This is a genomic window from Alkalimonas mucilaginosa, from assembly GCF_036327005.1.
GTDB classification, from domain to species: domain Bacteria; phylum Pseudomonadota; class Gammaproteobacteria; order Enterobacterales; family Alteromonadaceae; genus Alkalimonas; species Alkalimonas mucilaginosa.
On the sequence record NZ_JAUGZK010000023.1, the window covers coordinates 1 to 15,358 of the forward strand.

The following is a 15,358-nucleotide window of genomic DNA, read 5'->3' on the forward strand; positions in this document are numbered from 1 at the left end:
CCGTCTCAGATGGAAAAAGCTTTGAATGCTACCGGTTAGGCTTGCCTTAACCTATGAAGGCAGTATAATGAGCGGCTATTTTGAGTACTGCTTAAAAGCAGTGAACCGTTTTTTGCAGGGGCATAGTTCCAATTGGTAGAACAGCGGTCTCCAAAACCGACGGTTGGGGGTTCGAATCCCTCTGCCCCTGCCAACATATCCAGAGCATCTGTGATGCTGTGATGAAAGCATGTATCGGCGAAGCCGAGCTGAGGTGAAAGTAAGCATGAGTGCAACGAGTGAAACCCCAAAAAGCAGTCTGGATTCCGTAAAGTGGCTGGCCGTTTTTGCGCTGCTGTCACTGGTGGTAGTCGGTAATTATATGTTTGATTTCGGCACCTTAGAGCGAGCCGTTGCCATCGTGGTTTTGGTGGCTGCTGCCGGGCTGGTTGCAGCACAGACCGCCAAGGGCAAGACTTTCCTTGCTTTTGCCAAGGACGCTCGTACTGAAGTACGTAAAGTCGTTTGGCCTACCCGCCAGGAAACCACGCAAACCACCATTATTGTAATGGTTGCCACGCTGATTGTCGGCTTGCTGCTTTGGGGCCTTGATGCAATATTGTTGCGGGTCGTATCCTTTTTCACCGGTGTAGGAGTTTAATCATGGCGGGTAAGATGCGCTGGTATGTGGTACAGGCTTTTTCTGGCTTCGAGCAAAAGGTAGCTACCTCGCTGCGTGAGCATATCCGAATCCATCAGATGGAAGATAAATTTGGTGAAGTATTAGTCCCTACTGAAGAAGTGGTGGAGATGCGCGCTGGTCAAAAGCGTAAATCCGAGCGGAAGTTTTTCCCGGGTTACGTGCTGGTGCAAATGGAAATGTGTGAGGAAAGCTGGCATCTGGTGAAGAGTGTGCCTCGGGTACTGGGTTTCATCGGTGGCACCTCGGATCGTCCTGCACCTATTTCTGAGAAAGAAGCCAACATTATTCTGAACCGTCTGGAAGACAACGCCGACAAACCGAAGCCGAAAACACTGTTTGAAGCTGGTGAAGTGGTGCGTGTGACTGAAGGTCCATTTGCCGATTTCAACGGTGTGGTAGAAGAAGTCGATTACGAGAAGAGTCGGGTCAAAGTGTCTGTGCTTATTTTTGGCCGTTCTACCCCGGTCGATCTGGAGTTTGGTCAGGTCGAAAAAGCCTAAATTTTATTCATTGATTCCGGCCGCCGATTGCTTTATGATCTGCGGCCTTTTTAACCAAGGGGAGCCGTTCGAGTAAATGTCCTCGCATTTACGAGGCTAAGACCCGATACAGAGGTGTACTATGGCAAAGAAAGTCACTGCATTAATTAAATTGCAGGTAAAAGCCGGTATGGCAAACCCGTCACCACCAGTTGGTCCAGCGTTGGGTCAACACGGTGTGAATATCATGGAATTCTGTAAAGGTTTCAACGCCAAAACAGATTCCATTGAAAAAGGCATGCCAATCCCAGTTGTGATCACTGTGTACAGCGATCGTTCTTTCACCTTCGAAACCAAAACGCCACCAGCATCTTTCCTGTTGCTGAAAGCCGCTGGTTTGAAGAGCGGTTCTGGTCAGCCGAATACCAAGAAAGTTGGTAAGGTGACTCAGGCGCAAATCGACGAAATCGTCAAATTGAAAGAGCCGGATCTGACTGCTGCAGATCACGACGCTGCCGCGCGTACCATCGCTGGTACTGCTCGTTCAATGGGCCTGGTAGTGGAGGGGTAAGACATGGCTAAATTATCAAAGCGTGCAAAATTGATCCGTGAAAAAGTAGATTCCACTCGTGAATACGATTTTCAGGATGCAGTCACTCTGCTGAAAGAACTGGCAACTGCTAAGTTCGTAGAAAGCGTTGATGTAGCGGTAAATTTGGGTATCGATGCCCGTAAGTCTGATCAAAACGTGCGTGGTGCTACCGTACTGCCTCACGGTACTGGTCGTGATGTTCGTGTTGCTGTATTCACTCAGGGTGCCAACGCCGAAGCTGCTAAAGCTGCCGGTGCGGATATCGTTGGGATGGAAGATTTGGCCGAACAGGTCAAAAAAGGCGAAATGAACTTTGACGTGGTGATTGCCTCTCCAGACGCTATGCGTGTGGTCGGTGCCTTGGGCCAGATCTTAGGTCCACGCGGCCTGATGCCAAACCCAAAAACCGGTACTGTTACCCCTAACGTAGCCGAAGCAGTGAAAAACGCTAAAGCTGGTCAGGTTCGTTACCGCAACGACAAAAACGGCATCATCCACACTACCATCGGTAAAGTGGATTTTGACGCAGACAAATTGAAAGAAAACCTGGAAGCTCTGCTGGTAGCACTGAAACGTGCTAAGCCATCCGTTGCGAAAGGTGTTTTCATCAAGAAAGTCACGATTTCTTCGACCATGGGTGCAGGTATTGCCCTGAACCAGGCTTCCCTGGCTTCTCAGGTCTAAGCTGCGAAGAATTGGTGCTTTACAGAATGGCAGGGGTTGCGATATAATCCCGCGTTCTTTTTTTAGGGTAGAAGTGGTTGTTTTGCTTGCAAAGTGGCCGCTTCCGTCCGAGACCGTAGGTGCAACAGCATGCTGTTGCTTAATGACTGCCTACGCAGACGGTGTTAGCCCCAGAATTGTATTTAAACTCTTCTGGCTCTCACCGTAAATCGCGCACCGGCATTGTGCCGGTGATGTGTTGGAAAGCCAGGCATTTGTCTGGATGAACCAGGAGTTAAGAGCCAATGGCGATTAAGCTTGATGACAAAAAAGCAATTGTTGCTGAAGTCCAGCAAGCCGCAACTGGTGCTCTTTCTGCCGTAGTCGCTGATGCTCGTGGTGTTACTGTCGATAAAATCACTAGTTTGCGTAAGCAAGCTCGTGCTAATGGTGTCTGGATGCGCGTTGTGCGTAATACCCTGGCCCGTCGTGCAGTGCAAGGCACCTCCTTCGAGTGTCTGAGCGAAACTTTTGTTGGCCCAACGTTAATTGCTTTCTCTAACGAGCACCCAGGTGCAGCGGCACGTCTTTTTAAAGACTTTGCCAAAGAAGAGAAGCTGTTTGAGCTCAAAGGTGCCGCCTTCAACGGTGAAACCGTCAGTATCGATGTGTTAGCAACGCTACCTACGTACGAGGAAGCATTGGCACGTCTGATGAGCACGATGAAAGAAGCAGCAGCTGGCAAATTGGTACGTACCATTGCCGCGGTTCGCGAGCAAAAAGAGCAGCAGGCAGCGTAATTTACGCTGTGTGCAATTAAGAGTTTAATGTAGGCTAAATGCCGTTTAATGTAGGAATTTGTCATGTCTGTAACTAAAGACCAAATTCTAGACGCTATCGCTGAAATGTCTGTCATGGACGTAGTAGAGCTGGTTAGCGCTATGGAAGAAAAGTTCGGTGTATCTGCTGCTGCGGCAGTTGCTGTAGCTGCTGGCGATGCCGGTGCTGCTGCTGAAGAGCAAACCGAGTTCAACGTTGTTCTGGCTGGCGTAGGCGCTAACAAAGTTGCTGTGATCAAAGCAGTACGTGGCGCTACAGGCCTGGGCCTGAAAGAAGCGAAAGATCTGGTTGAGAGCGCTCCAGCTCCAATCAAGGAAGGCGTTTCTAAAGACGAAGCCGAAGCGCTCAAGAAAGAACTTGAAGCCGCTGGTGCGTCTGTTGAAGTTAAGTAATTCGGGCTTGACCCGTCTTACTGCCTGTTAAGCAGGCCGGGCTGGTGATGAATTAATCACCGGCCTTTTTGCGCTGTGGGACTTTGATTTCCCCACCCCAAATGGCAACCAGCTATTGCCATATAAAGCCGCCCGCAGGGCAGTTGGGAAAAAAATCAGCAAGCTGAGGAACCCCATGACTTACTCTTATTCTGAGAAGAAACGTATCCGTAAGGACTTCGGCAAACGTCCAGAAGTATTGGATGTGCCATACCTGTTGTCGATTCAGATCGAATCTTTCAACAAATTTATCGAGCCTGATCCAGAAGGTGATTATGGCCTGGAAGCGGCATTTCGCTCTGTTTTTCCCATCAAAAGCTACTCTGGCAGCGCGGAATTGCAGTACGTCAGCTACCGCATCGGGGAACCTGTTTTTGATGTGAAAGAATGCCAAATCCGTGGTGTCACTTACTCAGCACCGCTGCGGGTGAAACTGCGCATGGTGTTGTTTGATAAAGAAGCACCAGGCACCATCAAAGACATCCGCGAGCAGGAAGTCTACATGGGGGAAATCCCACTGATGACCGAGAACGGTACCTTTGTGATCAATGGTACTGAGCGGGTGATCGTTTCTCAGCTGCATCGTAGCCCGGGTGTGTTCTTTGATCACGACCGCGGCAAAACGCATTCTTCCGGCAAGGTATTGTACAACGCGCGGGTGATTCCATACCGTGGCTCCTGGCTGGACTTCGAATTCGACGCCAAAGACAACCTCTTTGTCCGTATTGACCGCCGCCGTAAACTGCCAGCAACGATTTTGTTGCGGGCGCTGGATTTCGATACCGAAACCATTTTAACAACTTTCTTTGAGAACACCCGTTTTGATATCCAGGACGGCAAGTTCATGATGGAAGTCGTGCCTAGCCGTTTGCGTGGTGAAACTGCCGCTTTTGATATCATCGATAACGATGGTGAAGTCATTGTTGAGCAGGGCCGTCGTATTACTGCCCGTCACGTCCGCCAGCTGGAAAAAACCGGCCTGACCATGATGGAAGTACCGGCTGAGTATCTGATTGGTCGGGTACTGGCGAAAAACTACGTCGACGAAGGCACCGGCGAAATTATCGCTGAAGCCAATGCCGAGTTAAATCTTGAGCTGCTTGCGCAATTGGCAAAAGCCGGTTACACCAGTTTTGAAACTTTGTACATCAACGATCTGGATCAAGGTCCTTACATTTCTGAGACCTTGCGTATTGATCCAAGCTCGAACCGGATCGAAGCTCTGGTTGAAATATACCGCATGATGCGTCCTGGTGAACCACCAACACGTGATGCGGCCGAAACCCTGTTTGATAATCTGTTCTTCTCGGAAGATCGCTATGATCTGTCCACCGTCGGCCGGATGAAGTTTAACCGCCGCGTTGGTTTTGATGAAAATACCGGCGAAGGTGTGCTGTCGAAAGACGACATCCTGGCGGTGATGAAGGTCCTAATCGACATTCGTAATGGTAAAGGCGATGTCGATGACATCGATCACCTGGGTAACCGCCGTATCCGCTCTGTGGGTGAAATGGCCGAGAACCAGTTCCGCGTTGGCCTGGTTCGGGTTGAGCGTGCGGTGAAAGAGCGTCTGTCCTTAGGCGATCTGGATGCCGTGATGCCACAAGACTTGATCAATGCCAAGCCAATTTCTGCTGCGGTGAAAGAGTTCTTTGGCTCCAGCCAGCTGTCGCAGTTTATGGATCAGAACAACCCATTGTCGGAAGTGACCCACAAGCGTCGTATTTCTGCGCTTGGCCCGGGCGGTTTGACCCGTGAGCGCGCCGGCTTTGAAGTCCGTGACGTGCATCCAACACACTACGGTCGGGTTTGTCCTATCGAGACGCCGGAAGGTCCAAACATCGGTCTGATCAACTCTTTGTCAATGTTTGCTCAAACCAACGAGTATGGTTTCCTGGAAACGCCGTATCGCCGTATTGAAAATGGCGTGGTGACCGACGAAGTTGATTTCCTGTCAGCGATTGAAGAAGGCAACTTTGTGATTGCGCAGGCCAACGCTGAGCTGAGCGATGAAAATCGTCTGGTGGAAGAGTTGGTACCGTGTCGTCACAAAAATGAATTCACGCTGATGCCAGCTGATCAAGTCCAGTACATGGATGTTGCACCACAGCAAATCGTATCTGTGGCTGCTGCCTTGATCCCATTCCTTGAGCACGATGATGCCAACCGGGCTTTGATGGGCTCGAACATGCAACGTCAGGCAGTACCTACCTTACGTGCTGATAAGCCGTTAGTCGGTACTGGTGTCGAGCGCGTGGTTGCTAAAGACTCAGGCGTGACCGTGGTGGCTAAGCGTGGCGGTACCATCGACTATGTCGATGCCAGCCGTATCGTGGTGAAGGTACATGAAGATGAAATGGTAGCCGGTGAAGCCGGTATCGACATCTACAACCTGACCAAGTACACCCGTTCCAACCAGAACACCTGTATCAACCAGCGTCCATGCGTTAGCCAGGGCGAGCCAGTTGAACGTGGCGATGTGCTGGCTGATGGCCCGTCTACCGATTTGGGTGAATTGGCACTGGGTCAAAACCTGCGTGTGGCGTTTATGCCGTGGAATGGTTACAACTTCGAAGACTCGATTTTGTTGTCCGAGCGTCTGGTTGAAGAAGACCGCCTGACTACCATCCATATTCAGGAACTAAGCTGTATTGCTCGTGATACCAAGCTTGGGCCGGAAGAAATTACCGCCGATATTCCGAATGTCGGTGAGTCTGCTCTGTCGAAGCTGGACGAAGCCGGTATCGTTTACATTGGTGCTGAAGTGAAGAGCGGCGATATTCTGGTCGGTAAGGTGACGCCAAAAGGCGAAAGCCAGCTAACGCCAGAAGAAAAACTGCTGCGTGCTATCTTCGGTGAAAAAGCCTCTGACGTGAAAGATACCTCGCTGCGGGTACCTAACTCTGTCAACGGTACTGTCATCGACGTGCAGGTCTTTACCCGTGATGGCGTGGAAAAAGATCAACGTGCCCGTGAAATCGAGGACATGGAAATTCGTCAGGCCAAAAAAGATCTGAATGAAGAGTTCCGTATCCTGGAGCAAGGTATTTTCGAGCGTGCTCGCAACCTGCTGGAATCTGCCGGTGTTGACCGTGCCAAGCTGGCGACGTTAAAAGGTGATGGCTTGTTTAACCAGAGCATCAGCGATGATCAGAAGCAAAGTGATCTGGAGCAACTGGCGGCCCAGTACGAAGAAATTCGTGCCGAGTACGACAAGAAGTTCGAAGTGAAGCGCCGTAAAATTAGCCAGGGTGATGATTTGGCACCTGGTGTGCTGAAAATCGTTAAAGTCTATCTGGCAGTGAAGCGTCGTATTCAGCCGGGTGACAAGATGGCCGGTCGCCATGGTAACAAGGGTGTTATCTCCACCATCGTACCAGTGGAAGACATGCCATACGATGAGCGTGGTCGTCCGGTCGATATCGTGCTGAACCCGCTGGGTGTTCCATCGCGGATGAACATTGGTCAGATTCTGGAAACCCACCTGGGACTTGCAGCACGCGGCATCGGTGAGAAAATCGATACCATGCTGCAAGAGCAGCGTGAAATTGGCGAGCTGCGTGAGTTCCTACAACGCGCATACAGCTTGGGCGAGTCGCGTCAGCAAGTCGATATCACTACCTTCAGCGATGATGAAGTGGTGCGGTTGGCCAACAACCTGCGCAAAGGTCTACCTATTGCGACACCAGTGTTCGACGGTGCCAAAGAGTCTGAGATCAAAGAGTTGTTGGAGCTGGCAGACCTGCCATCCAGCGGTCAGATCACTTTGTACGATGGCCGTACCGGCAATGCCTTTGAGCGTAAAGTCACGGTTGGTTACATGTACATGCTGAAGCTGAACCACCTGGTTGATGACAAAATGCATGCCCGTTCTACCGGCTCTTACAGCCTGGTTACCCAGCAGCCGTTGGGTGGTAAGGCGCAGTTCGGTGGTCAGCGCTTCGGTGAGATGGAAGTCTGGGCACTGGAAGCTTACGGTGCCGCTTACACCCTGCAGGAAATGCTGACGGTGAAATCGGATGACGTCAATGGCCGTACTAAGATGTATAAAAACATCGTGGATGGCGACCACCGGATGGAGCCTGGCATGCCAGAGTCGTTCAACGTACTGATGAAAGAAATCCGTTCGCTCGGGATCAATATCGAATTGGAAGAGGAATAAGCCCCACGTTCCATGGCGTGATGGAGCCTGTCAGCAGGCTCCATCGGTTTACCCTCTTACAGGAGAGCTAAGGTGAAAGACTTATTAAAGTTTCTGAAACAACAAACAAAGACCGAAGAGTTTGATGTGATCAAAATCGGTTTATCCTCACCGGATATGATCCGTTCCTGGTCATTTGGTGAAGTGAAAAAGCCTGAAACCATCAACTACCGGACCTTTAAGCCTGAGCGTGACGGCTTGTTTTGTGCCCGTATCTTTGGGCCGGTAAAAGATTACGAGTGTTTGTGCGGTAAGTACAAGCGTTTAAAGCATCGTGGTGTCATTTGTGAGAAGTGTGGCGTTGAAGTCACTCTGACCAAGGTGCGTCGCGAGCGTATGGGGCATATCGAGCTGGCCAGCCCGGTTGCCCATATCTGGTTTTTGAAATCACTGCCAAGCCGCATTGGCTTGTTGCTGGATATGACCCTGCGTGATATTGAGCGGGTGTTGTATTTCGAATCTTATGTGGTTACCGAGCCAGGCATGACGTCTTTGGAGCGTCGTCAGATGCTGACCGAAGAAGAGTACCTGGATGTGCTGGAAGAGCACGGCGACGAGTTCGAAGCCAAAATGGGTGCAGAAGCGATTCTGGATCTGTTACGTGATTTAGAACTGGCCACCGAAATCAAAATGATGCGCGAAGAGTTGCCAACCATCAACTCGGAAACCAAGCGCAAGAAAATCAGCAAGCGGTTAAAGCTGATGGAAGCCTTCCATACCTCTGGCAACAAGCCTGAGTGGATGATCATGACAGTACTGCCAGTGCTGCCACCGGATCTGCGTCCTTTGGTACCGCTGGATGGCGGCCGTTTTGCTACCTCGGATTTGAACGATCTGTACCGCCGCGTCATCAACCGGAACAACCGTCTGAAGCGTCTGCTGGACTTGTCTGCGCCGGATATCATTGTCCGCAACGAAAAGCGGATGTTGCAAGAGTCGGTCGATGCGCTGCTGGATAATGGTCGTCGTGGCCGTGCTATTACCGGTACCAACAAGCGCCCACTGAAATCTTTGGCCGATATGATCAAAGGTAAGCAGGGTCGTTTCCGTCAGAACCTGTTGGGTAAGCGGGTCGATTACTCAGGCCGTTCGGTCATTACCGTAGGTCCTACCTTGCGTCTGCACCAGTGCGGTCTGCCGAAGAAGATGGCGCTAGAGCTGTTCAAGCCATTCATTTATGGCAAGCTGGAAGGTCGTGGCCTGGCCACCACCATCAAAGCAGCTAAGAAGATGGTTGAGCGTGAAGAAGGCGCCGTTTGGGACGTACTGGACGAAGTCATTCGTGAGCATCCGGTCCTGTTGAACCGTGCACCAACTTTGCACCGTCTTGGTATCCAGGCTTTTGAGCCGGTACTGATTGAAGGTAAAGCCATTCAGCTGCATCCCTTGGTGTGTGCGGCCTACAACGCCGACTTCGACGGTGACCAAATGGCTGTGCACGTGCCGCTGACGCTGGAAGCTCAGCTGGAAGCGCGCGCCCTGATGATGTCGACCAACAACGTGTTATCGCCTGCCAACGGTGAACCTATCATCGTTCCTTCACAGGACGTTGTATTGGGCCTGTACTACATGACGCGTGAAGCGGTAAACGCCCAAGGCGAGGGCATGTTATTCAAGAGTCCGAAAGAAGCTGAAAAAGCCTATCGTGGCGGTCATGCATCCTTGCATGCCAAAGTCAAAGTGCGGATCACTGAAATCGTTTCTGACGAAGAAGGCAATCGCACTACCACCACCGGTGTGCATGACACCACCGTTGGCCGAGCTATTTTGTATTCCATTTTACCAACCGGCCTTGAGTTTGCTTCAGTGAACCAGGCGATGGGTAAAAAGCAAATTTCGCGTTTGTTAAATGGTGCTTACCGAAAGATTGGTCTGAAGGATACCGTTATCCTGGCTGACCAAATCATGTACACCGGCTTCCACTACGCGATGTTGTCAGGCGTGTCTGTTGGTATCGACGACATGGTGATCCCGGATGCGAAGAAAGATATCATCGAAGCTGCTGAAGCTGAGGTGGCTGAAATCCAGGATCAGTTCCAACAAGGTTTGGTCACTGGTGGTGAGAAATACAACAAGGTTATCGATATTTGGTCAACTGCCAATGAAACCTTGTCCAAAGCTATGATGGACAACCTGTCAAAAGAGAAAGTGATTGACCGCGACGGCAATGAAACCGAGCAGCAATCCTTCAACTCGGTCTACATGATGGCTGACTCCGGCGCCCGGGGTTCACCAGCTCAGATCCGTCAGTTGTCTGCGATGCGGGGCCTGATGGCGAAGCCGGATGGCTCCATCATCGAAACGCCAATCACTGCGAACTTCCGTGAAGGTCTGAACGTACTGCAGTACTTCATCTCTACGCACGGTGCGCGTAAAGGTTTGGCTGATACTGCATTGAAAACAGCAAACTCCGGTTATCTGACCCGTCGTCTGGTTGACGTGGCACAGGATCTGGTAGTAACCGAAGACGATTGTGGTACCACGGAAGGTATCTGGATGAAGCCATTGATCGAAGGTGGCGACGTGGTGGAAGGCCTGCGTGAGCGGGTACTGGGCCGTGTTGTACTGGGCGATGTGGTTATTCCGGGCACTGAAGAGGTCCTGATCGCTGATGGCACCATGCTGGATGAAAAGCTGTGTGATTTGTTGGAGCAGCATTCCATTGACGAAGTCAATGTGCGTTCAGTAATCACCTGTAATACCGACTTTGGTGTCTGTGCCAAATGCTATGGCCGCGATCTGGCTCGTGGTCACCTGATTAATCAGGGCGAGGCGGTTGGTGTTATCGCTGCTCAGTCCATCGGTGAGCCTGGTACTCAGTTGACGATGCGTACCTTCCACATCGGTGGTGCGGCCTCGCGTGCTTCAGCTGAAAGCAGTGTGCAGGTAAAAACCGCTGGTACGCTGAAACTGCATAACGCCAAGTTTGTGCGCAACGTCGATGACAAAATTGTCATTACGTCACGTTCAGCCGAAGTGACTATTTTCGATGAGCTGGGCCGTGAGAAAGAGCGTTACAAGCTGCCATACGGTTCAGTGATGCAAGTGGATGACAACAGCAAAACGGCCGCTGGTCAGATTGTTGCTACCTGGGATCCGCATTCCCATCCGATCATCGTAGAACGTAGCGCCAAAGTAAGTTTCAGTGATGTGGATGATACCAACACTGAAATCCAGCAGGACGAGCTGACCGGTCTGACCCGTACTGTGGTAAAAGATCTGGCCAAAGCCAATGCGAAAGAGCCGAAGCTTATCCTGGCAACAGACGATGGTGGCCTGCAGGAAATTCGCCTGCCAAGCTTCACCACCATTGAAATCCGTGATGGTGCAACGGCTCAGCCGGGTGATGTCTTGGCTCGGATTCCACAGGAAAGCTCGAAAACACGTGATATTACCGGTGGTCTGCCACGGGTGGCCGACTTGTTTGAAGCCCGTAAACCAAAAGACCCTGCCATTCTGGCAGAAATCTCTGGTGTCATCAGCTTCGGTAAGGAAACCAAAGGCAAGCGCCGCTTGATTATCACGCCACAACAGGGTGATGTTCATGAAGAGATGATCCCGAAATGGCGCCAGATCAATGTGTTCGAAGGCGAGCGTATTGAGAAGGGTGAAGTTATCTCGGAAGGCCCGGAGTCACCGCACGATATTCTGCGTCTGCGTGGTATTCACCATGTGGCCAGTTACATTGTGAATGAAGTCCAGGAAGTCTATCGCCTGCAAGGGGTTAAGATTAACGATAAGCACATCGAGAATATCATTCGTCAGATGCTGCGTAAGTGTGTGATTACCAACCCAGGTGACAGCGAATTTCTTGAAGGCGAACAAGCTGAGTTTGCACGCGTGAATATTTCGAATCGCGCATTGGAAGCAGAAGGCAAAATTCCAGCTCAATACGAGCGTGTATTGTTGGGTATTACTAAGGCTTCTCTATCGACCGATTCGTTTATCTCTGCTGCATCGTTCCAGGAGACCACCCGTGTCCTGACCGAAGCGGCCGTAGGCGGCAAGATTGATCAGCTGCGTGGCTTGAAAGAAAACGTTATTGTCGGACGACTGATCCCGGCTGGTACTGGTTTTGCGTATCACCAGAACCGCCTGCGTCAACGTCAAAAAGCTACGGCTGAAACGGCAGAACCAACCATGAGTGCAGAAGTGGCTGAACAGGCCTTGACCGATGCACTGAACATGGATATGTCAGGTAACGACGATTAAGTAAGGTTGTTAATCTGCTGCTTAAAATGGCAGCAGATTGCACTGAAACTTGACAGCTCAAAGCTTGACCATTAGAATTCCGCGACCCCATTTTTGGGGTGCGGATTTTTCACGTTTATTGGGTATCAATTAACCAGGAGTATTTAATGGCAACAATTAACCAGCTCGTGCGCAAGCCACGGCAGGAGAAACTTGCGAAGAGCAACGTTCCTGCTTTGGAAGCTTGTCCACAAAAGCGTGGTGTTTGTACCCGTGTTTATACCACTACACCTAAAAAGCCGAACTCAGCTATGCGTAAAGTATGTCGTGTTCGTCTGACCAATGGCTTCGAAGTAAGCTCATACATTGGTGGTGAAGGTCACAACCTGCAGGAGCACAGTGTGGTCCTGATCCGTGGTGGCCGGGTCAAAGACTTACCAGGTGTGCGTTATCACACCGTACGCGGCACCTTAGACTGTGCTGGCGTAAAAGATCGTAAACAAGGCCGTTCTAAGTACGGCGCCAAACGGCCCAAATCGTAACGGAACTCCGTTAGTAAGGCCAAACTAAACGACTTTATTTATTAAAGTTTTGGAATCACCTGAAGCAATCGGAGTTTCGAATGCCAAGAAGACGCGTTATAGGTCAACGTAAAATCCTTCCAGATCCTAAGTTCGGAAGTGAGTTACTGGCTAAGTTTGTCAATGTCGTGATGGTCGACGGTAAAAAGTCCATCGCCGAATCAATCGTATACGGCGCATTAGAAATTGCAGCTACTAAATCGAAGAAAGAACACATCGATTTGTTTGAAGTAGCACTGGATAACATTCGTCCAACGGTCGAAGTTAAATCACGTCGGGTTGGTGGTTCTACCTACCAGGTACCCTGTGAAGTTCGTCCTGTTCGTCGCAATGCCTTAGCAATGCGCTGGTTAGTTGAAGCGGCCCGTAAACGTGGTGAAAAATCTATGTCCCAGCGTTTGGCTGGTGAAATGCTGGATGCCATTGAGAACAAAGGTTCTGCGGTTAAGAAGCGTGAAGACGTCCACCGTATGGCAGAAGCAAACAAAGCGTTTGCTCACTTCCGCTGGTAAGCTGAACTAATTTAATAGGAGTGTATTGTGGCACGTAAAACCCCAATAGAACGCTACCGCAACATCGGTATCTGTGCTCACGTGGACGCGGGTAAAACTACGACCTCTGAGCGGATCCTGTTTTATACCGGCTTATCCCATAAAATTGGTGAAGTACATGATGGCGCTGCGACCATGGACTGGATGGAGCAGGAGCAGGAGCGTGGTATTACCATTACTTCTGCTGCTACCACAGCCTTCTGGTCTGGTATGCAACAACAGTTCGATGAGCACCGCATTAACTTGATCGATACTCCAGGACACGTTGACTTTACTGTTGAAGTTGAACGTTCACTGCGGGTACTGGATGGTGCTGTCGTTGTACTGTGTGGCTCATCAGGTGTTCAGCCGCAAACTGAGACGGTTTGGCGTCAGGCCAACAAGTACGAAGTTCCGCGGATGATCTTCGTCAACAAGATGGACCGTACCGGTGCCAACTTCCTGCGCGTTGTTGAGCAGGCACGTTCTCGTCTGAACAGCACCATAGTCCCTATCCAGTTGCCTATCGGCGCGGAAGATGACTTTAAAGGTGTAGTTGACCTGATCAAGATGAAAACCATCAACTGGAACGAAGAAGATCAAGGAATGACCTTCACTTACGAGGATATCCCTGCGGATATGCTGGAAGAGTGTCAGGAGTGGCGTCAGAACATGGTCGAAGCAGCCGCTGAAGCCAACGAAGAGCTGATGGAACGCTATCTGGAAGGTGACGAGTTCACTGAAGAAGAGATCCGTGCTGCACTGCGTGAATTAACTCTGCGCAACGAAGTGGTATTGGTACAGTGTGGTTCTGCCTTTAAAAACAAAGGTGTTCAGGCCATGCTGGACAACGTGATCTACTTCCTGCCATCGCCAACCGAAGTAAAAGCCATCCGTGGTATTTTACCAGATGAAAGCGAAGGTATCCGTAAGTCTGACGACAACGAGCCTTTTGCTGCGCTGGCATTTAAAATTGCCACTGACCCATTCGTTGGTACTTTGACTTTCTTCCGGGTTTACTCCGGTGTGGTTGAATCTGGCTCTGGTGTTTACAACTCGGTCAAGATGAAGAAAGAGCGTATCGGTCGTATTGTGCAGATGCACGCTAACAGCCGTGAAGAGATCAAAGAAGTACTGGCTGGCGACATCGCTGCTGCTATTGGTCTGAAAGATACCACCACAGGTGATACCCTGTGTGATATCGACAACCCGATCATTCTTGAGCGGATGGAGTTCCCTGAGCCGGTTATCTCGGTTGCGGTAGAGCCAAAAACCAAGGCGGATCAGGAAAAGATGGGCGTTGCGCTGGGCAAACTGGCTGCTGAAGATCCATCCTTCCGTGTGCATACCGATGAAGAAACAGGCCAGACCATCATCTCTGGTATGGGTGAATTGCACCTGGACATCATCGTCGACCGGATGCGTCGTGAATTCAAAGTAGAAGCCAACGTGGGTAAACCACAGGTTTCTTACCGCGAGACCATTCGTGGCAAAACCGAAGTCGAAGGCAAGTTTGTTCGTCAGTCCGGTGGCCGTGGTCAGTTTGGTCACTGTTGGTTGCGCATCGAGCCGATGGAAGAAGGTGGTGGCTACCAGTTCGTCAACGAAGTCGTGGGTGGTGTTATTCCAAAAGAATACATCCCTGCGGTGGATAAAGGCGTTCAGGAGCAGATGAAGAACGGTATCCTGGCTGGTTATCCGGTAATCGATGTCAAAGTAACCGTGTATGACGGTTCTTACCACGATGTTGACTCCAATGAAATGGCGTTTAAAATTGCTGCTTCTATGGGCTTCAAAAAAGGTGCTTTGCAGGCGTCGCCTGTTATCCTTGAGCCTATCATGAAAGTAGAAGTGGTTACGCCTGAAGAGTTCATGGGTGATCTGGTTGGCGATTTAAACCGCCGCCGCGGTATGATCAACGGCATGGAAGATGCACCTGGCGGTATGAAAATTATCGACGCCAACGTGCCACTGTCTGAAATGTTTGGTTATGCTACCCATATGCGCTCTTTATCACAGGGTCGTGCTTCGTACTCAATGGAACCATTGAACTACGCAGAAGCACCAAACAACGTGAAAGAAGCAATTATTGCTGCACGCAAAGCAGGTTAACGATTAAATCAGGCCCGGTACGCCGGGCCCTACATTTGACTAAGAAGGGTCTATAA

Annotated in this window: 11 protein-coding genes and 1 tRNA gene; all 12 read left to right on the forward strand. The window is 50.5% G+C overall.

What is annotated here, in order from left to right; all coding sequences use genetic code 11:
- Nucleotides 1-116: 116 nt before the first annotated feature.
- The 12 genes from QWF21_RS17660 to fusA all read left to right on the forward strand — a co-directional run bounded on the left by QWF21_RS17660 (nucleotide 117) and on the right by fusA (nucleotide 15,302).
- Nucleotides 117-193 (forward strand) — tRNA-Trp (locus QWF21_RS17660).
- A gap of 72 nt (nucleotides 194-265) precedes the next feature.
- Nucleotides 266-640 carry a preprotein translocase subunit SecE gene (secE, locus tag QWF21_RS17665; RefSeq protein WP_330089363.1) on the forward strand — a complete coding sequence of 125 codons (375 nt, stop codon included), beginning with the start codon at nucleotides 266-268 and terminating at the stop codon, nucleotides 638-640.
- A gap of 2 nt (nucleotides 641-642) precedes the next feature.
- On the forward strand, nucleotides 643-1,182 hold the full coding sequence (gene nusG / locus QWF21_RS17670) for a transcription termination/antitermination protein NusG (RefSeq protein ID WP_330089364.1): 540 nt from the start codon (nucleotides 643-645) through the stop codon (nucleotides 1,180-1,182).
- A 121-nt stretch (nucleotides 1,183-1,303) separates the two neighbouring features.
- Nucleotides 1,304-1,732 carry a 50S ribosomal protein L11 gene (rplK, locus tag QWF21_RS17675; protein ID WP_305894757.1) on the forward strand — a complete coding sequence of 143 codons (429 nt, stop codon included), beginning with the start codon at nucleotides 1,304-1,306 and terminating at the stop codon, nucleotides 1,730-1,732.
- A gap of 3 nt (nucleotides 1,733-1,735) precedes the next feature.
- Complete coding sequence (gene rplA / locus QWF21_RS17680; RefSeq protein WP_330089365.1) at nucleotides 1,736-2,437, forward strand: 50S ribosomal protein L1; 702 nt, start codon at nucleotides 1,736-1,738, stop codon at nucleotides 2,435-2,437.
- Nucleotides 2,438-2,721: 284 nt separating this feature from the next.
- Nucleotides 2,722-3,216 carry a 50S ribosomal protein L10 gene (gene rplJ, locus QWF21_RS17685; RefSeq protein WP_330089366.1) on the forward strand — a complete coding sequence of 165 codons (495 nt, stop codon included), beginning with the start codon at nucleotides 2,722-2,724 and terminating at the stop codon, nucleotides 3,214-3,216.
- 63 nt (nucleotides 3,217-3,279) lie between these two features.
- Complete coding sequence (gene rplL / locus QWF21_RS17690; RefSeq protein WP_330089367.1) at nucleotides 3,280-3,648, forward strand: 50S ribosomal protein L7/L12; 369 nt, start codon at nucleotides 3,280-3,282, stop codon at nucleotides 3,646-3,648.
- A gap of 175 nt (nucleotides 3,649-3,823) precedes the next feature.
- Entirely contained in the window at nucleotides 3,824-7,849 is a 4,026-nt protein-coding gene (rpoB, locus tag QWF21_RS17695) for a DNA-directed RNA polymerase subunit beta (protein WP_330089368.1), read from the forward strand.
- 72 nt (nucleotides 7,850-7,921) lie between these two features.
- Nucleotides 7,922-12,100 (forward strand): DNA-directed RNA polymerase subunit beta', encoded by a 4,179-nt coding sequence (gene rpoC / locus QWF21_RS17700; protein ID WP_330089369.1) that lies wholly within the window; start codon nucleotides 7,922-7,924, stop codon nucleotides 12,098-12,100.
- A 146-nt stretch (nucleotides 12,101-12,246) separates the two neighbouring features.
- On the forward strand, nucleotides 12,247-12,621 hold the full coding sequence (gene rpsL / locus QWF21_RS17705; protein ID WP_091345529.1) for a 30S ribosomal protein S12: 375 nt from the start codon (nucleotides 12,247-12,249) through the stop codon (nucleotides 12,619-12,621).
- An 80-nt stretch (nucleotides 12,622-12,701) separates the two neighbouring features.
- Entirely contained in the window at nucleotides 12,702-13,172 is a 471-nt protein-coding gene (gene rpsG, locus QWF21_RS17710; RefSeq protein WP_091345527.1) for a 30S ribosomal protein S7, read from the forward strand.
- 27 nt (nucleotides 13,173-13,199) lie between these two features.
- The gene (gene fusA, locus QWF21_RS17715) at nucleotides 13,200-15,302 is read left to right on the forward strand and encodes an elongation factor G (protein WP_330089370.1); all 2,103 of its coding nucleotides are present in this window, start codon (nucleotides 13,200-13,202) and stop codon (nucleotides 15,300-15,302) included.
- The last annotated feature ends 56 nt before the right edge of the window (nucleotides 15,303-15,358 follow it).